Source organism: Arenibacter flavimaris (assembly GCF_030291335.1).
Classification (GTDB): Bacteria; Bacteroidota; Bacteroidia; order Flavobacteriales; family Flavobacteriaceae; genus Arenibacter.
Genome location: NZ_JASWIM010000024.1, coordinates 63,021 through 85,352 on the forward strand (window position 1 = coordinate 63,021; position 22,332 = coordinate 85,352).

Below are 22,332 nucleotides of genomic sequence, written 5' to 3' on the forward strand. Positions count from 1 at the left end.
AAAATTATGATATCACCTTTTTTTTTCTTCTATCAATTCTTGCCAAGTAGTGTATGAGTCGCGTAAATCCTTGGACATATTCCGGGGTTGATAGGTCATTAAACCCTTATATCCCGGTTTTGGCAAATCGTCAACACTTTGCCAAAATCCCAAGCCCAAGCCTGAAATAAGGGCCGCTCCTCTAGCAGAAACATCGGAAATTCCAATATTGGTGACCGGTGTTTGCAAAATATCGGCCAAGAACTGCATTAAAAAGTGATTGGACGTGATCCCCCCGTCTACCTTCAACTCCTTTAGCTGCTTTTGGGTCTCATTTTCTATGGCAGCTACCACATCCTTTATTTGAAACGCTATGGATTCCAGTGCTGCACGAACTATATGGGCCTTTGTAGTCCCAAAACCTATACCGTGGATCGAGGCTTTCCATTCCTTCTGCCAATGCGGAGCACCCATACCGCTAAATGCAGGAATAAGGTAGACTCCTTCATTCCCACTAACAGAGGTGGCCATTGGTTCTATCTCTTTATTGTCCACAAATAATCCAAGCTGATTTTTTAACCACTCCAAGGTTGCGCCACAACTAACGATAACACCCTCCAGTGCATAATTTACATTACCCTGGGCACTCCAACCAATGGTGGTTAGTATACCATTTTTATTATGCTGGGCAACTTTACCCGTATTCCATAATATGGAAGACCCGGTACCTAAGGTGGCTTTGGCCATCCCAGTAGTAAAACACTCCTCCCCAAAGAAAGCGGCATGGGAGTCACCTATCATTCCCGTTATGGGTATTTTGGCCGGTAAAATTCCTCCAAAATCAGATTCACCATAGAATGCTGAGGAGTGCAAAACTTCAGGAAGTTTGAGTCCAGTCAATCCAAATTTATCCAGTAGCCCTTCATCCCATTTCAATTCATAACTATTAAAAAATAAGGTCCTTGAGGCATTTGTATGATCCGTATAGTATTTTTCTTTGTTGGTAAGCATATACAGCAACCAAGTATCAATGGTTCCAAAGTTGGCATTTCCCTGTTTTATGGCCTCATCTATGACCGTATTGTTCTGCCTGAGCCACATCATTTTGGTTGCCGAAAAATAGGGGTCTATGGTAAGTCCTGTTTTGGCGTTGACCATTTGTTCCAGATCATGTTGCTTTAATTCTTCACAGATGGCCACTGAACGTTTACATTGCCACACCACGGCATTGTGTAGAGGTGTGCCAAAGTTGTCCCAAACAACGAAGGTCTCCCTTTGATTGGAAATTCCACAGGAAATAATGTTCTTTTCTTCAGCAGGAAAACTTTGAACAAATTCGTTATAACATTTCCCAACGGCTGTAAGAACATTCTGGTATAGTTCATTGGGGTCTTGTTCCACATAACCTAGAAAGGGATAATAGGATTTGAGCGGCTCCGATGCTTTGGAAACCAAATTCCCCAAGCCATCAAAAATTAATGCTTTTGTACCGCTCGTACCTTGGTCTATGGATAAAATATAGGATTTGGCCATTCTTTATATAGTGGATTAGTGCCTTATTTATTTTAGCATGCGTTAGTCTTCATTGGGGTGGTTTACCCTATCCATTATTACGGCTATTAAAATAACAAAGCCCTTAATAATCTGTTGCCAGAAAGGGGAGACGTTCAGCAAAACCAAACCGCTATTGAGCACCCCAATGATGAGTGCGCCTTGTACCGTTCCCATGATGGAACCCCTACCTCCGGACAGGGATGTTCCCCCTATAACTACTGCGGCAATGGAATCCAACTCATAACTAAATCCCGCATTGGGCTGTGCGGAATCCAATCGGGAGGTAAGTATAATTCCTCCCACAGCTGCTAAAATACCGGCAATGGCATACACCCAAATTTTTATTTTATTGATATTTAACCCTGAAAGACGTGCAGCACTCTCATTGCCCCCAATGGCATAAATATACCTCCCGAATTTGGTTTTTTTGGTTATGACAACCGCAATAGCAACCACAATAACAGTTATCCAGACCGGCATAGGAATCCCCAAAAACCACCCTGTACCGATAAATGCAAAATTGGGGCCCAATCCAGTTATAGGAAAACCCCCTGTCCAAAGCATTGTTGCTCCTCTGGCAATGGTCAACATGGCCAAGGTTGCCACAAATGGAGGAACCTTAAATTGAGTAATCATCCATCCATTAAAAAGTCCCAGTCCCCCACCTACAACGAAACCTCCCAAAATTGCGCCAAATACCGTAAAGCCAATATAGAGGTTCAAGGAAGGCATATCAATACCAAATTTTAACAGCCCCGCAGCCACTGCACCACTAAAAGCTAATATGGAACCCACTGATAGATCTATACCCCTGGTCAATATTACCAAGGTCATCCCTACGGATATGCATACATTTACCGAGATTTGCCGCATAATATTCCACCCGTTTTCCATGGTCAGAAACTTATCGGACATTAAGGCCAATACCACGCACAGTACAAAAAGGGCAATGATGGATTGGAATTTAATGATAGTCGTTTTTATATCCATTTTTAATTATAAAATTGCAGCGTTCATTATTTTATCTTCGGTGGCCTCCTTTTGGCTAAATTCTCCAGTAATACGCGATGTTCCCATCACTAAAATCCTATCGCAAATGGCCATAATTTCAGGAAGTTCCGAAGAGACCACCAGGACCCCAAGTCCCTCCTTGGCAAGGTTATTTATCAAATGATATATTTCGTTTTTGGCATTAACATCAATGCCTCGGGTTGGTTCATCCAGAAAAAGTATTTTAGGGGTCGTTGCCAACCATTTTGCCAACACTACTTTTTGTTGGTTGCCCCCACTTAAATTTTCTGATTTTTGGCCGGGGGAAGACGTTTTTACGTTGAGGTTGCCTATATATTTATGAGCCAAATCCATTTCCAAACCCGAATTCAATAATCCATTTTTCACTATCTGGTCTATACTGGCCATACTGATGTTCTTAAAAATGGGCATCTGTAATACCAAACCATCCGCCTTGCGATCTTCCGGTACCAATCCCATTCCATTGGCAACGGCGTCCATGGCCGAGGTAATCCTTATCTCTTGTCCGTCTATATAGATATCTCCGACCATGGTTTTGGAATGTAGTCCAAAAATGGTCTCCAGTAATTCGGTTCTGCCCGCTCCCATCAGACCAAAAATGCCCAGCACTTCTCCCCTTCGCAGGTTAAAACTCACATCCTTTACCAGGTATTCAGATTTTATGGTATGCTTAGGCAGGGAAATACCTTCTACCCTTAACACCTCCTTACCCAGAGGCAAGTCTTCCTTAACATAAAGATTTTTGATATCGCGCCCGACCATCAAACGAATAAGGTCCTCTTTTTTTGCTTGTGAAACATTTTCAATGGTACCAACCATTTTCCCATCCCGCAATCCAATAAAGCGGTCCGCTATCTTAAACAGCTCCTCCAATTTATGGGATATATACAGAATGGACACCTCTTGTTTTTTTAATGTAGCGATAATCCTAAAAAGCACTTCCACCTCGGCATCGGTAATTGCAGAGGTGGGCTCGTCCATTATCACTACTTTGGCATCTTCCAAAAGTGCCTTGGCAATTTCCACTTGCTGCTGTTGGCCTACCCTTAACTTGGCCACCAACGTTGTTGGCGGCACATCGCATTCCAACCGCGTTAAAAGGGCCTTGGCCATTTGGTTCATTTTCTTGAAATCCAACATACCAAAGGAGTCCACGATTTCGCGCCCTAGAAAGATATTGGCTGTGATACTTAAATAAGGGATAAGATTTAGCTCCTGATGTATGATCGCTATACCACTTTTCATGGCCTCTTTTGGGCTCGAGAAATTTACTTTCTCCCCGTTCAGTAGCAGTGTGCCCTCATATTCGGGGTATACTCCGGACAGTATTTTCATCAATGTAGATTTCCCTGCCCCGTTCTCGCCTACAATAACATTGACCTTAGCTCGATGAACATTGAGCGAAACCCCATTAAGCGCGGTAACACCTGCAAATTTTTTGGTGATATTATCTGCCCTTAGTATGATGTTTTCCGCCCCCACAGTCTATTCTATTTCTAAAATTAAAGGAATGATTCTTAAATTTGGAAGATCTGGATGTTTCGTATTTACCTCTACTGCACCCTTAAAATAAACGTGATCGCCTTCTTCCACTTCATTTAAAAAAGGAGGAACTACATCTGTTCTCACCCTATTGTTAACGGCTACCGAGATGCTGTTAAAGTCCATAGTGTTTTGAAAATCGCCAATACTGGCCATTCCAGAGCCTTCACGTATGGCATTCCCAAATATAAAGTCCGTAGCTATAAGTAATTCAGAATCAGCGACTCCTTCAAGCTTGATACGAACATTTTCATTTCCTATATCCAACACTATCCCATTGCCTTCCACTATGAAATAGTAATCATTGCTTATTCCCATTTTGCGCCCCTTTTCAGCAGTAAATTGCTCAAGGTCCTGTTCCAATGCTTCCATAAATTGCCCTGCCTCCATTGCCGGGAGTCCAGTTAATTTTGTTTCCATAAACTTTTGCGCAAAGGCATCGGGGTCAAAAACACCTTTTTTTTGGGCGATATGCCTCTCATCCAACGGTTCAAAATAAACCGAGTTGTACAAAGCCACTCCGACCAGTAGTGCAATCAAGAGGTATTTGATTGTTTTTTTTATACTATTCTTCACTGCCATAGGCCTCAAATTCACTTATATTATCCTGAGTTACAATTTCAACGGCGATAGGCATTTTTCTCTGCATATCGCGTTCTCCCTGCAAATATTTATCGGCCAATTCTGCCGCTGTCTGGGCCATAAATTTTGGGGATTGCATGGCTGTGGCCATAATCTTTTTATCCTTAATGGCATCCATAACATCCTGTGAGCCATCGAATCCGAATACCATTACACTATCGGCCTTTCCTACAGAGACCAAGGCCTGATAGGCTCCCATGGCCATGGCATCGTTACCACAAAAAACGGCATCAATATCAGGGTTGGACTGTAGTACCGATTCCAGCACTTCCATGGCCTTACTACGGTCAAAATCGGCACTTTGTTGCGCTACCATTTTTAAATCCGGGAAATAATCCACCACACTATGAAAGCCTTTGGAACGGTTCCATGTGTTATTATCTCCAACAAGGCCCAACAGCTCTACATATTTACCACTTTTGTTCATTTGCCTGACAAAATATTGCCCTAAATCCACACAGCCCGAAAAACTATCGGAAATTATCTGGGTAACCGGACCTTCCAAGGAGTTTACTTCCCTATCCATACAAAAGGTTGGAATACCCGCTTGTTTGGCCCTATTTACATTGCTGACCGACCCCTCGGCATCGGTAGGATTGAACAATATTGCACTGTATCCTGCGGCGATTAAATTTTCAAAATGTTCTGCCTCCTTGGCCGTATTATTTTGCGAATCGAAGATGGTGGTCTCATAGCCCAGTTCCCTTGCCCGGGTGGCAGCCGATTCGCCCAATACCACAAACCATGGGTTGTTCAGAGTGGAAATAACCACCGCTATTTTCTTGGGCCCCTTATCATCCCTTTGGGCACAGCCCAATAGCAGGAACCCAATAATGATCGGGACTATGGCTTTTACTATACCTGAAAAAAATTGTTTGCCCATGTATTTAGGAGTTTTTAGTAAGCATTTCCAAACCTAGATTATATAAACCTTCTTCGGAAATCCCGTAATGCTGAAATATTTCCATCTGTGAGCCGGTAACGGTATATTCATCGGGAATTCCAACTATACGAAATGGATTTTTGTACCCTTTTTGAAAAAGATGTGCCGCACAGGCCTCCCCCAAACCGCCATTCACCATGTGCTCCTCTACCGTAATAATGGGTTGCCCACCTGCTGCGATGCTTTCCAACAATTGGGTATCCAAAGGTTTAATGGTATGCATACTAATTACCGTGGAGCGTATCCCCTTATCCTCTTCAAGTTTCTTCGCTGCCAGCCAAGCCGGATAAACAGTTTCCCCAGAGGCAATAAAAGTTAGGACCCTACCCTTCCGAACAACACGACCTTTTCCAAATTCAAAAGACGTATCGGCTACATTTAAAAATGGCATCGCCTTTTTTCCCAGCCTCATATAAATGGGCTTGTTCGATTGGGCGGCTAGGCGAACTGCCTGTTCGGTCTCAAAGTTGTCCGCCGGAGCTACGATGATAATATTGTTGATGGCCCTGAGGGCCGCATAATCGTGCAAACTATGATGGGTAGTTCCCAACGCACCATAACTTACACCGGCACTAATACCTACCAAGGTTACCGGGTTATCGGAATAGGCTACATCGTTCTTGATCTGTTCCAGGGCACGGGCACTAAGAAAACATGCAGGGGAAACTGCAAATGCCTTTTTGCCAGCAGAGGCCAAGCCGGCCGCAACTCCCACTAAATTTTGTTCGGCTATTCCCACTTCAACTATTTGTTTGGGATATTTGTCACCAAAAGGAACTAGCTTACCCGAGCCCCGTGAATCACTTGTTACGGCAATTATTGAGCTATCGGCAGCCGCCAACTCCTGTAAGATTTCGGAAAAAACCACTTGGTTAGGTTCCCCCATTAATAAGTTTTTATCTTGTATTTTATCCAATTCCATATACTAGTGAATTAGTGCTTCCGCCTCATTTAATTCTGATTGGGCCAATATATACTGCTCCTCCGATGGTACTCCGTGGTGCCATTTCAATACTCCTTCCATATAGCTAATGCCTTTGCCCTTGGTGGTATGTGCTATGATAAAATTTGGTTTTCCCTTTTCGAGGGGACCATTGTTCAATGCCTCTTCCAATTGCTCCAGATTATGTCCGTCCACCTCCTTTACCGCCCAACCAAAAGCCTCCAGTTTATCACGGATGGAATCGGTATTCATAACCTCCTTGTTGTTTCCTGTAATCTGCTGCTTATTATTGTCCAAAATGGCATACAAGTTGTCCAATTTATAATGTGAAGCCGATAAAAATGCTTCCCAATTAGAGCCTTCGGGCAATTCCCCATCCCCTAACAGTGTAAACACACGATGCTTTTTATTATCCAGTTTTGCTGCAACGGCCTCCCCTACACAAATGGATAGCCCATGCCCCAATGCTCCGGTGTTCTGTTCAACCCCATGAACCTTTTTTGTTGGATGTCCTATATAATGGGATTGATAATTACAAAGGGTTTCCAAGTCAGATTCCGGGAAAAAACCACGGTCTGCCAAGGTTACAAAAAGAGCCTCTACACAATGTCCTTTACTTTGGATATATCTATCACGATCTGGATTCCTAAAATCCTTTGGATCCACATTTAATACCTTGTTGTACAGTACGTTCAAAATATCAATACAGGATAGACTTCCACCCGTATGCCCGGCCTTTGCCTTATAGATGTATTTTAGAATATTTCTTCTAAGTACTACCGATTTTATTTTTATTTCCTTATTTGTCATGTTGTGAACTCTCTCAAATTACTGCTCCTTAAATTATACATCCAAAGACCCCATTCCAGTTATTCCGCAATTAAACATTGTGGTTGTATATTTCCCAACCCATATAATTGCCCAGAGCTTCCTGCAATATGGTCCCTGTCCTGGATGCATTCATTACCACATGATGTTCAAATCCATTCCTACACACATACTGCATTAATCCCTGTAAATCCGGAATTTGGGCCACTGCTCGGTTTCCAAAGGTCTTTAAAGGGTCATCGGTCAACTCACCCTCCCCAAAATAGGCCTTGATAATACCTTTGGGGTCATCGGTGCTGATTCTCCCATAAGTAAGTGGATTTGCCGGTGTTCTCCCATCAAGGGCGCCATAGGTATTTTCAACTCCCACGGTAGTACCAAGAATTGGAGCGGTATCCATCTTAATATCGGGCAAAAAGGATTTCGCCCAGTTGCCGCAATGAAAAAGCACACATTTGTTGGGATCGTCAGCATAGTTATTGTTCCAATCCACCAAGGCACTGGGAGACCCCGAGGCCAATTGCATAGCATACATGCTGAGGGTTCCGGTAACATCGACCTCACAAGCAGATGGCAACATATTTTCGGACATTATACTCATGCTGGTACACACGTTACATCCATAATTCTGTTGTAGGGAAGTCCAACATTGAATAGCCGTGGCATCAAGTGCATATTCCTCCATAAACTCCTTTAAGACTACATCCAATTTTGCAATCTGCAACATAGCCTCATTCGGAGTCTTTCCCTGTGGCACATAGGCATTGATGGCTTCCAAATGTTGCTTGACCGAAGCGTCATCCTTGGTCAGTTTATTGGCCTTACCCAAGATTTCGGACAAATCGACCGTAGTTACGGTAATGCCATTGCGCTGTAATATCTTTTCGGAATAACGTACCGTGTTGAATGCTCCGGGCCTAGCCCCTACAGCCCCGATCCTAACGTTTCGCACCCCCCTCACTACCCTGCAAACCGCAACAAAATCCTTAAGATCCTGTTGAAAAGGAATATCTGAAGGAAAGGAAACGTGCTGACTCGTCAAGGAATACTTTATACCGTACTGATAGAGGTTATTACAGACCGAAATTTTACCACACCAGGAATCCCTGCGATTCACGACATTCATCTTAGTCAATTCGTCCGGATAGGCCTGCACCAATACAGGAACGTTCAAATTGGCCATTTTTAAGGTATCGGCTACCCCCTTCTCATCCCCAAAATTGGGCAAAAGCACCAATACACCGGCAATCTCCCCACTGTGTTTCTTAAAAAGCTCGGCACATTTTTGTGCTTCCCTAAAGGTTTCCACACCACCAAGCTTTGTATCGGTACTTTCCAATAAAACCGGTGTCAATTTTAATTTGGCAAAGACATCGATAATTTCGGTCCTGGCCTTTTCCACTAAACTATCTGGAAAGAAATCACGATTTCCTATTATAATTCCAATGCTTAATGGTGATTTTGTGGTACTCATATTCTTATTTTTTTTTATTTCTTACTTATCTGCCTTGGCCAATATCACTTCTATTTCGTTGTCCTTAAAAACCTTTAGATCCTTTTCTTCCATTCCTGAATCCGTTATGATATAATCTATCAATGAAAGGGCTCCCAGACTCGCCAGGGCACTTTTACCTATTTTGGAGCTATCGGCCACCAAATACGTGATATCCGCAGCATCTATCATTGCTTTCTTTACTACAAGATCGCTAATACTGGGATAGGTAAGTCCCGATTTTAAAGAGATGCCGGCCGTAGCCAAAAACAACTTTTGCACATTGAGCCCTTTAAAAAAGTCGGCCGCCTTTTGCCCTGTCAACGATAGTGTAGGAGGCTTAAATTCACCTCCGGTCATAATCACTTCAATACCCGGTTCCGTACCTAGCAATAGCGCTATATTAAGGGCATTTGTAATAACCGTTAAGTTTTTATACCCGATAAGTTTTTTGGCAATTTCGGTAGTTGTACTGCCGGAATCCAGAATAATAGTATCCCCGCTCTCAATAAATTCGAGACATTTTTGCCCAATAGCTTCCTTCAATTCCAAATTATCCTGTTGAACCAAGGAAAAATTGCGGACTTGGTCCCCCATATTTTTGAGATAGGCACCACCGTGCTCCCTCATTATCAATCCCTGATTTTCCAACTTTTCCAAATCTTGGCGAACAGTCACCTCGGTGACTTTAAAAAGTTTGGCCAAGTCCGCCACCTTAGCAGATCCGTCCTCTTTTAAAAATTCAACAATTTTTTCACGCCTCTTATTCGGTAAATATGCCATAGTTCATAAATAAAAGTAAATATTCGTAAACAAATAAAAACTCTTTTAATTTAAATTCAAAATATATTGTTTCACTTATTACTGTTCCCGCTAATTCGATCAACTACACCATAGCCTCAAAACAGGCCCGCGCCCATAGCATTCCCATATGCACCATTCGGTTTAAAATTTCCCCTTATAAAAAAAATAACGCATCTATTTTTCCGGCTCACATATTATCCGGCGATAGCTGGTCAGATTGTGCACACCCTTATCCGTCACCTCGCAAATTACATGAAAGCTTTTGTCAACGGCATTTGGGGGTACCTGCAAGGTGACAGTGGCAGAGGTACTGTTCAAAAGGATCACTTCCCCATTAAATGTTCCAGCTTCAGGCTGGACCCACCATTTATAGCTTAATAAATCCCCGTCCGGATCATAGGAAGCCGATGCATCCAATTCAACACTAGCCCCCACCTGAGGCTTTATGCTTATGCTGCCCAAACTACTATCACCTTCAATTACAACAACAGGATTGCGATTGCCAGTACCATTTTGGGCCCAGTCCATTCTAGCTGCAAAATTGTTAAATGTAGCGGCATAAAAATAGTCTCCATATCCCCTACAAATTTTACTTTCATTTCCCGCATAGTTTACGTACGAGTACCCATTATTGTCCTCTCCCTTTCCCCATTGTGAATACCCTCCCCAACTAACTTGGGTGGGCTGATCAGGATTATTGAGACCGTTTGGCATGATATGTAAAAAAGAAGGGGTATCCCCCTCTACCCCCCATTTATATTTTGGATATTGACTCCCAAGATGGCCATGATTCTGGATATGCTCCCCATACTCCGACCACTTACTTTTCCCCGTTCCATTCTGGTACCTCCAAGCGCAATCATCCCAAATAAAAAGTAGATCATCTGAAAACTCCCGGCGCATCCACGCATGGGAGCTTGTTTCGAAACTAGATTTTTGCGGCCTATCCTGGTCCGTAATGGCATATGCCCGAATTTTGTTCAAAACCTTTTTTAATTCCAGTTCGTTTCGTTGCTGCCCTACCTGCCATATAGCTTGCGCCAGCGTATTGCCACCTCCCCAGAAACACACCCAAATTGGACGATCATCATCTTCGTCAGCCAACTGTACAATAAGGTTGCTTCCGTCCGAAATATTATCACCTCCAAGCTTGTCCACCCCCATTTTCATACTACCGAACACTGTGCGTTTCTTTAAATATTCCGCACTTGGCCAATAGCCTATTTGCTGCCTTTCCCCATCATAGGCAAAACCATTTTGCTTTGAGCGTTTAACTAGATTGGGCAAGTCCTTGTCATAAGCCTCTATGACGCCTAAAGCTATCTCCTTAAAATGTTTCACCTTATCAACATCTTCCATACTCCACCCTGTAGTGATTACAATTCCCTCAATTTCAAACATATCGGCATGGACCAAAAGCCGAATCAGAGATTCATGGTCATCCGGTTCCCAGGTGGATATATCGGTGAGCACCACCAAACGTGGTTTCAGCTGCACTACCCCTGTAGATACCCCTGTGGTCTTTGTCCGCAATGGGGAACAAGACGCAAGAACGAAAGAAATCAACATTAAGAAAAAGTAAGACCTCATAATTTAATTTAACACATTAATGGAATTGACAATGGACATCTCCGTTACACTTCCTTATTTTAAAACCGAACCCCACCTTCCCTCCTTAGGGTCCATCTCATTTTTATAGGGCTCATAAGGTTTCTTGTGGTCGTGATGAGGAAACAATCCATTCCAAAAAACCACAACAGCACAAAGATAAAATATTTCGATTATTTATTTTTATTTTCTTTTATTTTCTTTTATATATATTTGTGGTTAATTGAACAAATCACAATCATATGGTTTCTAGTAGCTTGACAATTTTTATCAAAAAACTATTTGCATGACCTCTCTAAAGATTTTATCCCTTATAGGCATAGTAGGATCACTAGCAATAGGTATGCTGATGCAATGTGATAGCCCGGATGGGGACAAAACCAAACCTCGGATATTGATCAGTTCGGATATTGGAGGAACCGATCCCGATGATTTTCAATCCATGATACATTTACTAATGTATTCCGACCTTTTCCAAATAGAGGGCCTGGTTTCTTCCCCCTTTGGCAATGGTCGCAAAAAGAATTTTCTGGATATGATAGATCTTTATGAAAAGGATTTACCCGAATTAAAGCAACAGTTCCCCAACCTGTCCCATCCGGACTCCCTAAGAGCCGTATGTAAACAAGGTTCAAAACTAGAGGCACCCTACAAAGGCTACGATAAGGCCACCGAAGGTTCGGAATGGATCATTAAATGCGCCAAAAAAACAACGGACCAACCTCTATGGATTTTGGTCTGGGGTGGTTTGGTAGATTTGGCACAGGCACTACATGATGCACCTGAAATTGAAAAAGACATTAGAGTATATTGGATAGGTGGTCCAAATAAAAAATGGAGCATCAATGCCTATTCCTACATCGTGAAAAATCACCCTAACCTATGGATAATAGAGGCGAATGCTACCTACAGAGGTTGGTTCATGGATTCCGAATCGCCCAATGAACTCAAGGGTAAATCCTATTACGACAACTTTATACAGGGAAGAGGTGCCTTAGGAAAGAATTTTAAAAATCATTATAATGGCGACATTAAAATGGGCGACACACCTTCCCTGGTCTATTTGATGAATGGTGACCCAGATAATCCAATGGGCGAAAGTTGGGGTGGAAGTTTTACCCCAATCACCCACAGTTCAAGAACTATTTTTGAAGGCAACAGTAGTAAGAACGATACAGTAACCGCCTACGCCGAACTGGAATGGAGGTTTAAAGGACCGGACTTGCCCATACCGCAAGATTCCATTTGTTTCACCTTGGAGATTTCCAATCAAACATGGCCAGGATATTACCTTGGCAACGGAACCTATGGAGTACGCTACTCCTCCAAAAAACCGGAAACCGGCAGCTATGTTACCAAAAGCACCATACCCCAATTGGATGCCCAAAGTGGTCAGTTTGTTAGTACAACCCCATGGCCAGGCAAAACAACCCCCACTGATTACCCCCTTGGTTCCAATTGGTATAGCGACAAGACATCCCCTGACCTTTTTATTGGGGATCAACAGGGGGCAAAAACAATTTCAAAACATCGGGAAGCCTATTTAATGGATTGGGCCAAAAGGTGGCAATCAATAAACAAATAAAAAAGATGAAAATCAACAACCTCATTGCAATCGTTGGCATAGCCTTATTTACAACTATCGCCATTGCACAAGAAAAACCTAGAGTATTTGTTCTTACCGACATAGAAAACGAACCGGATGACGCCATGTCCATGGTCCGTTTTTTGGTATATGCCAATCACTATGATATTGAAGGATTGGCCGCTACCACATCTGTACACCAACAAAACAAGGTGGCGACCTATCGTATCCAAGAAATTGTAAAAGCCTATGGTAAAGTAAGGGACAACCTTGAAAAACACGAATCGGGCTTTCCTTCGGGAGACGATTTGTATTCCAAGATTACAGAAGGACTGCCAGAGTACGGGGTACAGGCCATTGGGGCCGGAAAAGATTCCCCGGCCTCCGAATTATTAATCAAAGCCGTGGATAAAAATGACACAAGGCCGTTATGGGTAACGGTATGGGGCGGGCCAAATGTATTGGCTCAGGCCCTCTGGAAAGTCAGGGAAACGCGTTCAAAAAAGGCATTGGAACAATTTGTCAAGAAATTACGGGTATACACTATTTCCGATCAGGACGATAGCGGTCCCTGGATCCGTAAAGAATTTCCGGATTTATTCTACATTGTGAGTCCTGGCTTTAACGCAGGAGGCGGCTATCATCATGCCACCTGGAGCGGTATTAGCGGCGACTTTTTTCACGCTCGTTGCGATGGAGCCGATTTTAGTATTGTTACAAACGAATGGTTGGATCGGAATATACGGAAAAAAGGGCCTTTAGGGGCCGAGTACCCCAGATGGGATTATCTAATGGAAGGAGACACACCCTCTTTCCTTGGCTTGATCAATAACGGCCTAAGCTATCCGGAACACCCGGAATGGGGCGGCTGGGGAGGCAGATACGAACTCTACACCCCAAGGATGCAAAAGTGGTTTTTATATCCAGAGACCAGACCTATCTTTTCCGATGCTGTAGACGAAGTCCTTGGTACTGATGGCCGATGGCACTCGGGCAACCACGAAACCATATGGCGTTGGAGGGAAGATTTTCAAAACGATTTTGCCGCCAGAATGGATTGGACTATCCTACCATATGACCAGGCGAACCACCCTCCCATAGCCAAACTTGCACATGCCAAAAATCTTGTGGCGAAAAAAGGCGATAAAATACTTTTAAGTGCAAAAGGATCCAGTGACCCTGATAACGATGCCCTATCATACCATTGGTCCATTTACGAGGAAGCCGGAACATTTTCTGTTTCCAGTGCCCGTAGTGGACAACCTGTGGACATTGAAAACTTTGATCAGCCCGAAGCATGGTTTACCGTTCCTACCAAACGGGTTGGGGGTTCCGGCACAGGAACCATGCACGTTATCCTCAAGGTCACCGATCATGGAACACCTCGATTAACACGATATCAACGTGTGATAGTCAATGTTGAAGAGTAACAACTACAAAATGAAAAAAATTCTTTATTCAGGTTTTATAATTCTGCTATTAGCCTGCCACATCCCTGTAAAAGGCCAAAGCCAAAAACAACGCGTAATTATAACCTCGGATGGTGAAATAGACGATGAGTGTTCCATGGTAAGGTTTTTGCTTTACGCCAACGAATGGGATGTTGAGGGTATTGTAACCACAAGTTCCCAATACCATTGGCACGGCCACAAATGGGCGGGAGATGACTGGATAGACCCCTATCTTGAAGCCTATGCGGATGTCTACCCAAACCTTATCAAGCACAGTAAGGATTACCCCACACCCAATTATTTAAAATCGATTAATTTCCTAGGAAATGTTGAAAGCGAAGGAGAAATGGATTCCATTACCCCTGGATCTACACATATAGCCAATGTGCTATTGGATGAATCCGATGACAGACCCATTTGGATTCAGGCTTGGGGTGGCACAAATACCATTGCCAGGGCCTTAAAAACCATAGAGGAAGAACATTATGATAAGATGGCATATGTCGCCAATAAATTACGCTTTTTCTTTATCTGGGAACAAGATGGCACCTATCAATCCTACATTCATCCACATTGGGGAAAGTATAATATCCCTACCATTATAAGTGATCAGTTTTGGGCCGTCGCCTATCAATGGGACAAAATAATGCCCCAGGACAAACAGAAATTTTTTAAAAGCGATTGGATGAAATCGAATATTTTGGAAGATCACGGCCCTCTGTGTTCCTTATACGAGGCGTATAAGGGTGGTAATGATAAGGAAGGGTTTATTGCAGGGGATGCCAAATCTAAAGGGGATTTTAGATCTGAAGGGGATTCGCCGGCATTTATCCACACTATTCCAACAGGTCTCCGTTCTTTGGAATCGCCAGACTTTGGAGGCTGGGGCGGTCGCTATATCAATGTTCGGGAAAATACTTGGCTGGATCCTGTTCCGCAAGCAGGTTACCATTACCCAGAAGGACGATGGTACACAAAAACAGCATGGGGCAGAAATTATATGCGCGAGGATTATCCTAAAAATATGGATTTAATGAAGGCTTATTTTAAACCTATAACCCGATGGGTCGATGCGTTGCAGAACGACTTTGCCACTAGGGCCGATTGGTGCATAAAACCATATGACGAAGCTAACCACCCTCCCATTGTAAAACTAACTAGCCCCTTGGATATTACGGCAAAACCTGGGAGTAAGATTAATTTAAGTGCTAAAGGAACAATGGACCCAGACGGTGATCAACTAAACTATTCCTGGTGGCAATATCAAGAGGCCGATACCTTTGAGGGGAACATTGTAATACCAAATGCCCATAAACAGAATATTTCCTTTACAGTACCCCCTAATGCAATGAAGGGTAAAAACATACATATTATATGTGAAGTTACGGACAATGGCACCCCTAAGCTAACCAGGTATCAACGCGTAATTATTACAATTAATTAGTTTTTCAAATGATAGTCCAGGGAGCTTATATAGGACAATTTAAAAATTATATGCCATATAATTCACGAATAAAATCCCTGAATTTGCACTTGTTATTTTTCTCATACTTCCTATTGACAGTATTAAAAGTAGGCGCACAAACTCATTCGCCCAGTATATATGCCAATATTGAATACGGAGAAGTTTCCGGACATAAATTACTCATGGATATTTATGAACCCAACGGACCTGGACCATTTCCGGTTGCCATTTACGTACATGGAGGTGGTTGGACTGGAGGTGATAAGGCCCATACAGCAGATTTACCAGCCTTGAAAATGCTTTCCGAGGCTGGATTTGCGTGGTTTTCCATCAATTATCGTTTAGCTCCAGAGCATCGGTGGCCATCATGTCTAAACGATATACAGACCGCAATTCGATGGGTAAAGGCCAATGCTGAAAATTACAAGGGCGATCCTTCCAAAATTGTCCTTATCGGTTATTCTGCAGGAGGACACTTGGCTAGCTATGCGGCTACCGTTCTTGATGAATCCACCACTGTACAGGCAGTGGTTGCCCTTGCTCCCCTTACGGATTTTGTACAGGAACTACCCAAAAGGGGAAATATACTCGGAAAAGCACAACGAGGCCTCTTAAATCGTCCTCAGGAATTGACCGCTGAATCCCTTGGCATGCTTAAAGCACTATCCCCTATCAATTACATCCGACCCGGACTTCCCCCCTTTCTATTGGTACATGGCAATGCAGATCAATCCGTGCCCTATGAGCAGTCTCTTTTATTCCAAACACAGCTAAAAAACAACGACGTACATTGCGATTTGATTACAATTCCAGGGGCACCACATCGGTTGACCGAATGGAACAAACACCTGCCCAACTACAACAGCCAGGTCATAGCCTGGATCAAAGCAACTCTTGCAACACCACCTAACTAAAACAAAAGAAAATGAGCATTAAAAAAACCACGACTAAAGAAAACAGTTCCTTAAAAAAAAGGGTATTGTTAGTTGCACTGACTAGTCTGACCCTTTTTGTAACCGCCCAAACACCATGGCAAAAGGGTGCGTTGGAAGTTTCTTCAAACGGACATTATATTCAACATACCAATGGCAGCCCATTTCTTTGGATAGCCGATACTGGCTGGGGTATGGTCCAGCAATTGACCCGGGAAGAAATTGACCTGTACCTAGATAATAGACAAAAACTTGGTTTTACCGTCATACAGACCGTAGCATTCTGGTATCCACATGGAGGAGGAATGCCAATGGGACCCCATAATGCTGCCAACACCTATGGCTTTCGTCCTTTTAGCGGTAGCGAGGTTATGCCAAATACCTCGGAACCTCTCGTGGTTTCAGGTGGAGGCCCCTCCGCTCCCAATGATTATTGGGACCATATGGACTACGTGGTCCAGGCAGTTAAAAAAAGAGGCCTTTACCTGGCCTTACTGCCCTGCTGGGGCCGTGCCTATATAACGCCACAGATGGGAGGGGCCCAACAGGAATTTACAGAGGAGGAAGCCCGTACCTATGGTGAATTTTTAGGTAAACGGTACCAGGGTGAACCTAATATTATCTGGGTTCTGGGAGGCGATGCAAAAGCCCAAATTGATGGGTATGACAAAAACGCCAACCAACAACAATGGGACAGACGTAATGTGTTTCGCGCCATGGCGGAAGGCATAGCACAGGGCGTCACCGGCCAGCGTCCAAAATGGAACCAAAAACACCCGGCATGGGACAAGGTCTTTATCACTTTTCATCCTGATGGCGACGCACCGGATAATTCTTCAAAATGGTTTCATTCAGATGCATGGCTTACAGCAAATGGGGTTGAAGTGTGGCGCGAACTTGACCAGGTCTACCCAACAATGTTGGGAGATTACCAATTGAACAAACCCGTTAAACCAAGTCTGTTTTTAGAAGGATCCTACGAATATGGTTCCTATCGCCATGTTTGTGGTTGGGTTACACCGGTAAGAGTTCGACGGCAATTTTATCACACCTTCTTTGCCGGGGGTGCAGGTCATACCTACGGGGCAGGCCCCATTTGGTCCATGCGGGGGAATGAGGGGGACTACAATTGTGGCTATACCTGGCAGCAAGCATTGGATTTTCCCGGTGCAGTACAAATTACCAATGTGGCCAAAAAATTTCTAATGGACCACAGCTGGCACCAATGGATACCAAATGGGAATAGTATTTCTGTAATTGGCGAAGGGGAAAACTTAAAAACTGCAGTGACCACAGAGTCGAACGATATGGTAATCGTCTATTTTTCGGACAACTCAACCTGTAAGGTTACAAATATCCTAAATACAGATGCCGAAGCCTATTGGTTCTATCCTAGGGACGGACAAAAAGAAAACATAGCCGCCTTTAAAGAAAATGAATCCCGTGATATGGTACCGCCCACCGGCTGGGAAGATGCCATATTGGTACTTCGGATCGCCGAGTAAAGTATAAAAAGGGAGAATTGCAAATAATCAAAGTAGTGAATTATGAAACACACAATTTTATCGGTGGCAATGGCGCTAATTGGACTTAGTATATACGCTCAACAATTAGCCTTCCCTACTGCCGAAGGGTATGGCAAGTACACCCTTGGTGGTCGCGGTGGCGACGTATATGAAGTCACGAATATCAATGATAATGGTGAGGGCAGCCTGCGTTCCGCGATTGAGGCCAAAGGCCCAAGAACGGTAGTATTCAGAGTTTCGGGGACCATACAACTGAAAAGTGATCTACGCATTAAAAATCCCAATATTACCGTAGCGGGCCAAACCGCACCGGGAGATGGAATTACCTTAAGGGGACGCCCACTATTGATCGACGCCGACGAGGTAATTATTCGCTATATAAGAGTTCGACTTGGGGATGAATCGGGAGAAGAAACAGATGCCATTACTAGCAGATATACCAATAACCTCATTTTAGATCATGTCTCTGCAAGTTGGAGTATCGATGAAACCATGTCTATCTACCACGGGAAGAACATTACCGTACAGTGGTGCATTATTGCCGAAAGTCTTTATAAATCCAACCACCACAAAGGCAACCATGGCTTTGGAGGTATTTGGGGGTCCAATTATAGCACTTACCACCACAATTTATTTGCCAATCATTCCAATCGTAATCCTCGCTTTGCATCAGGATGCGGAAATGTCGACTACCGAAACAATGTGGTCTATAACTGGGGTTACGAATCGGCCTACGGTGCAGAGGTTGCTCAGGTGGGCAATACTAAGTTCAATTTTTCCAATATTAACATGGTGGCCAATTACTATAAGGCCGGGCCGGCCACGGAACCAGGTGAAGTTACACATCGTATAGTAGCCCCATGGTCTCGCAACAAGGAGGACGATTACGGAAAATGGTATGTTTCGGGCAATGTGGTTGAAGGCAACCAGTGGGTATCGGAGAACAATTGGCTGGGAGGGGTACAGCCTCAAGACGGTAGTGAATATCTTAATGGTCTAAAATTGGAACAACCATGGCCGTCATTGGCGATTCACCAACAGCTTCCTGAAGAAGCTTATGCTCTGGTACTCCAAAATGCAGGAACAACCCTGCCAAAACGGGATGCTGTGGATCTTCGAATTATTAGGGAGGTAAAGAACGGAGCTGCCAATTTTGAAGGACCAACCTACAAAAAAGATCATAAAGTTGCCGATCCATCAAAAAAAAGTGGCATCATTGATTCCCAAAATGATGTAGGCGGTTGGCCAGCATTAAAAAGTTTATCTGCCCCAACAGATACTGATCACGATGGCATGCCAGATGTTTGGGAAGAGGCAAACAACCTAGATCCCAAGAATGCAGCTGATAGAAACACCGTAGCCAATGATGGTTATACCATGTTGGAAAAATATTTGAATTCAATTGATAGGTAACCTCATTGGTTCCCTATTATAAATATTATTATTGACCCTTAATCCTATAATTTGAAGTCCAGTTGTTCCCACAGGAGTTTTCTTTTTATAACATATGTGGCATATTGTTTCATCCTGAATTGAACACTGATTTATATGCAATGATCTGGTTTCATTGTATATCAAAGAAATGCATAAAAACAAAACTTGAAATGAATGGATTAAAAAAATTATGATACTCCCTATTTCTAGGTTCGTATGGATGACAAACCTTGGGATTGCATCACTACAGGCTAATTCCCAATCCATTCTCTTTTATTAGGACAGTACTTTGATTTATAAATTACTCGGAATAGCGCCAAAAATACAAACTTCTATATTCTTATTTCCACTTTTATCAGGGCCATTGAACGCCTGAATTCTTCAAAACCAGCCCCGATCAACACCTGGAATTGACCTGATTTCAATGGCCTGTTCATGTCCCTGTCCAAAAAAGCCAATGTAATGGTGGTTATGGGATTATTCTAGAATGGGGGTAACATAAAAAATAGCCTCACATCAGTATTGTAGTTGACATCTTTCTGGAATTTCTTAAAAATATCGTTTGTGAGTTGCCTATATTTCTCGCCATACAATTATAAATATCCAGGTAATTTGGCCAAAAGTACCAAGTAAATAGGAACCCATAGCAATTCCTAACATAGGTCAAGTCCGTTTTTTTGTTTAGGCTTTCATCCGCATATATTTTTGCGGTCTCAAGTTCAAATCTATAGATCATGGAAAGTTTTACTTCGCGAACATACCCTTCAAAAGGAATCAGATTTAATCCGATAATATCAATTCATAAATCAAAAAAATAAAATAATGAAAAAAATAAGTCTTATACTTTTTAGCATAGCAATTGTGCCCGTACTGTATTTTTCGGTGATCAGAACAGCCAAGACCAGGCCGGACACTACTTCAAAATTGGCTTATAATTTTATCAAGTGTACCCCTGCCAAATTTTTATTGACAGCGGTAGATACAACAAAGCAAATTTCCCCTTTATTTGAGAATTTAGGGAATCTGCATTTTTCAATAACCACAGAAAAGCCAAGGGCCCAGGCATTTTTTGACCAAGGACTTAAACTTTCTTATGCCTTTAACCATGCAGAGGGACACCGTTCATTTATGGAAGCGTCACGTTTAGACCCTAATTCTGCAATGACTTACTGGGGACAGGCATTTGCCTTAGGCCCTAACATTAATGATCCATTACCTGATGATGACCGCAAGAAAAAGATAAATGAAGCCATGTCCAAGGCCAAGCGGTTGGCCTCAAAGGCAAGTCCAAAGGAAAAAGCATTAATAGAGGCATTGGCAGCAAGATATAGTGAGGACCTAACAAAAGATGTTTCCGAACTAAATATGGCTTATATGGAGGCAATGGCCAAAGTGGTTAAAAAATTTCCCGAAGACGCCAACATCCTAATATTATATGCGGCATCGGTAATGAATACTGTGCCCTGGAATTACTGGGACAAAGACGGAAACGCATCCCCTAATATAGCAGAAGCCAAAGCCGCTCTTGAAAAGGCAATAAAACTTAAACCTGAAAACCCTGGGGGACATCATTATTATATCCATATGGTTGAATTGCCTTATCCGGATCTAGGGGTTCCCAGTGCAGATAAATTGGCCACTTTAATGCCTGGAGCCGGGCATATAGTACATATGCCCTCACATATTTACATACGGGTGGGTCGCTATTTGGATGCAGTAAAGGTGAACCAAGCTGCAATATTGGCAGATGAGGATTATATCTCCCAATGTTTTTCCCAAGGGTTGTACCCTCTAGCTTATTACCCCCATAACATACATTTTTTATGGTCTTCTGCCAGTTTATTGGGTGCCAGTGAAATAGCCATAGATGCCGCAAGAAAAACAGCTGAAAAGGTACCTGTTGGAGAATTTGTGGAAATGCCCTTTCTACAAGATTTTGCCGCCACCCCTTTATTGGCCTATACAAGGTTTGGCAAATGGAACGAGATCTTGTCCATACCCGCTCCAAGTCCCAATATAAAACACCTTAACCTCATTAGGCATTATGCACGGGGGTTGGCCTTTATCAGAAAAGGGAATTCGAAAGAAGCTCTAGAAGAATTGAAGGCCATTGACAAACTTAGAAACGACCCAGAACTTGAAACTTTAGTAGCCACTCCAAATAATGCTTCCATACATTCAGCCAATATAGCCTATGAAGTGGTTGCCGGTGAATTGGCAGCGATGAAAGGCCATATGACAAAAGCTATTGAACACCTTCGCCAGGCCGTAGTTATTGAAGATGGTCTAACCTATACAGAACCGTCGGCTTGGCATATTCCAACAAGACAAAATTTAGGGGCAGTCCTAATGCAAGCTGGGCAATATAGCGAAGCTGAAAAAACTTATAAGGAGGATTTGAAAGTTTTAAGACAAAACGGGTGGTCTTTGATAGGGTTATACAATGCCTTAACTGCACAGGGTAAAATTATTGAAGCCAAGAAAATAAAAAAAGAGTTTGATAAGGCGTGGCAATATGCAGACATCAAAATAACCAGTTCCATATTATAGTAATAATCAAAACAACCTACGT

General features: G+C 42.9%; 17 protein-coding genes. 7 read left to right on the top strand and 10 right to left on the bottom strand.

Features of this window, described 5'->3' with window-relative positions:
- Positions 1-12: 12 nt before the first annotated feature.
- The 10 genes from QSE00_RS16970 to QSE00_RS17015 all read right to left on the bottom strand — a co-directional run bounded on the left by QSE00_RS16970 (position 13) and on the right by QSE00_RS17015 (position 11,349).
- Positions 13-1,512, bottom strand: coding sequence for an FGGY family carbohydrate kinase (locus tag QSE00_RS16970; RefSeq protein ID WP_286106859.1), 1,500 nt, complete (start codon positions 1,510-1,512; stop codon positions 13-15).
- A gap of 42 nt (positions 1,513-1,554) precedes the next feature.
- Positions 1,555-2,523, bottom strand: a complete 969-nt coding sequence (locus QSE00_RS16975) for an ABC transporter permease (RefSeq protein WP_110356464.1) — start codon at positions 2,521-2,523, stop codon at positions 1,555-1,557.
- A gap of 6 nt (positions 2,524-2,529) precedes the next feature.
- Positions 2,530-4,047, bottom strand: a complete 1,518-nt coding sequence (locus QSE00_RS16980; RefSeq protein WP_286106860.1) for a sugar ABC transporter ATP-binding protein — start codon at positions 4,045-4,047, stop codon at positions 2,530-2,532.
- A gap of 3 nt (positions 4,048-4,050) precedes the next feature.
- A complete protein-coding gene (locus tag QSE00_RS16985) occupies positions 4,051-4,689 on the bottom strand; it encodes a DUF2291 family protein (RefSeq protein ID WP_286106861.1) in 639 nt (212 codons plus the stop codon).
- A complete protein-coding gene (locus tag QSE00_RS16990) occupies positions 4,673-5,632 on the bottom strand; it encodes a D-ribose ABC transporter substrate-binding protein (RefSeq protein WP_110356462.1) in 960 nt (319 codons plus the stop codon). Before QSE00_RS16990 ends, QSE00_RS16985 begins: the two co-directional genes overlap by 17 nt.
- A 4-nt stretch (positions 5,633-5,636) precedes the next feature.
- Positions 5,637-6,578: a transketolase family protein gene (locus QSE00_RS16995; RefSeq protein ID WP_286106862.1), complete on the bottom strand. Its 942-nt coding sequence runs from the start codon at positions 6,576-6,578 to the stop codon at positions 5,637-5,639.
- Positions 6,579-6,617: 39 nt separating this feature from the next.
- Positions 6,618-7,445, bottom strand: a complete 828-nt coding sequence (locus QSE00_RS17000) for a transketolase (protein WP_286106863.1) — start codon at positions 7,443-7,445, stop codon at positions 6,618-6,620.
- A 70-nt stretch (positions 7,446-7,515) separates the two neighbouring features.
- Entirely contained in the window at positions 7,516-8,937 is a 1,422-nt protein-coding gene (locus QSE00_RS17005) for an L-fucose/L-arabinose isomerase family protein (RefSeq protein WP_286106864.1), read from the bottom strand.
- A gap of 21 nt (positions 8,938-8,958) precedes the next feature.
- The gene (locus QSE00_RS17010) at positions 8,959-9,738 is read right to left on the bottom strand and encodes a DeoR/GlpR family DNA-binding transcription regulator (protein ID WP_110356458.1); all 780 of its coding nucleotides are present in this window, start codon (positions 9,736-9,738) and stop codon (positions 8,959-8,961) included.
- Positions 9,739-9,933: 195 nt separating this feature from the next.
- Positions 9,934-11,349, bottom strand: coding sequence for a DUF1593 domain-containing protein (locus QSE00_RS17015; protein ID WP_286106865.1), 1,416 nt, complete (start codon positions 11,347-11,349; stop codon positions 9,934-9,936).
- A 304-nt stretch (positions 11,350-11,653) separates the two neighbouring features.
- On the opposite strand from QSE00_RS17015, the gene QSE00_RS17020 reads away from it, so the two are divergent.
- The 7 genes from QSE00_RS17020 to QSE00_RS17050 all read left to right on the top strand — a co-directional run bounded on the left by QSE00_RS17020 (position 11,654) and on the right by QSE00_RS17050 (position 22,310).
- Complete coding sequence (locus tag QSE00_RS17020) at positions 11,654-12,952, top strand: nucleoside hydrolase-like domain-containing protein (protein WP_286106866.1); 1,299 nt, start codon at positions 11,654-11,656, stop codon at positions 12,950-12,952.
- Positions 12,953-12,957: 5 nt separating this feature from the next.
- A complete protein-coding gene (locus QSE00_RS17025; protein ID WP_110356516.1) occupies positions 12,958-14,382 on the top strand; it encodes a nucleoside hydrolase-like domain-containing protein in 1,425 nt (474 codons plus the stop codon).
- Between the two features lie 10 nt (positions 14,383-14,392).
- Positions 14,393-15,847: a DUF1593 domain-containing protein gene (locus QSE00_RS17030; protein WP_286106867.1), complete on the top strand. Its 1,455-nt coding sequence runs from the start codon at positions 14,393-14,395 to the stop codon at positions 15,845-15,847.
- An 83-nt stretch (positions 15,848-15,930) separates the two neighbouring features.
- Positions 15,931-16,782, top strand: a complete 852-nt coding sequence (locus QSE00_RS17035; RefSeq protein WP_286106868.1) for an alpha/beta hydrolase — start codon at positions 15,931-15,933, stop codon at positions 16,780-16,782.
- Between the two features lie 11 nt (positions 16,783-16,793).
- Positions 16,794-18,305 (top strand): apiosidase-like domain-containing protein, encoded by a 1,512-nt coding sequence (locus QSE00_RS17040; protein ID WP_286106869.1) that lies wholly within the window; start codon positions 16,794-16,796, stop codon positions 18,303-18,305.
- Positions 18,306-18,347: 42 nt separating this feature from the next.
- The gene (locus tag QSE00_RS17045) at positions 18,348-19,739 is read left to right on the top strand and encodes a pectate lyase family protein (RefSeq protein WP_286106870.1); all 1,392 of its coding nucleotides are present in this window, start codon (positions 18,348-18,350) and stop codon (positions 19,737-19,739) included.
- Between the two features lie 843 nt (positions 19,740-20,582).
- Positions 20,583-22,310 carry a tetratricopeptide repeat protein gene (locus tag QSE00_RS17050; protein ID WP_286106871.1) on the top strand — a complete coding sequence of 576 codons (1,728 nt, stop codon included), beginning with the start codon at positions 20,583-20,585 and terminating at the stop codon, positions 22,308-22,310.
- Positions 22,311-22,332: the final 22 nt, after the last annotated feature.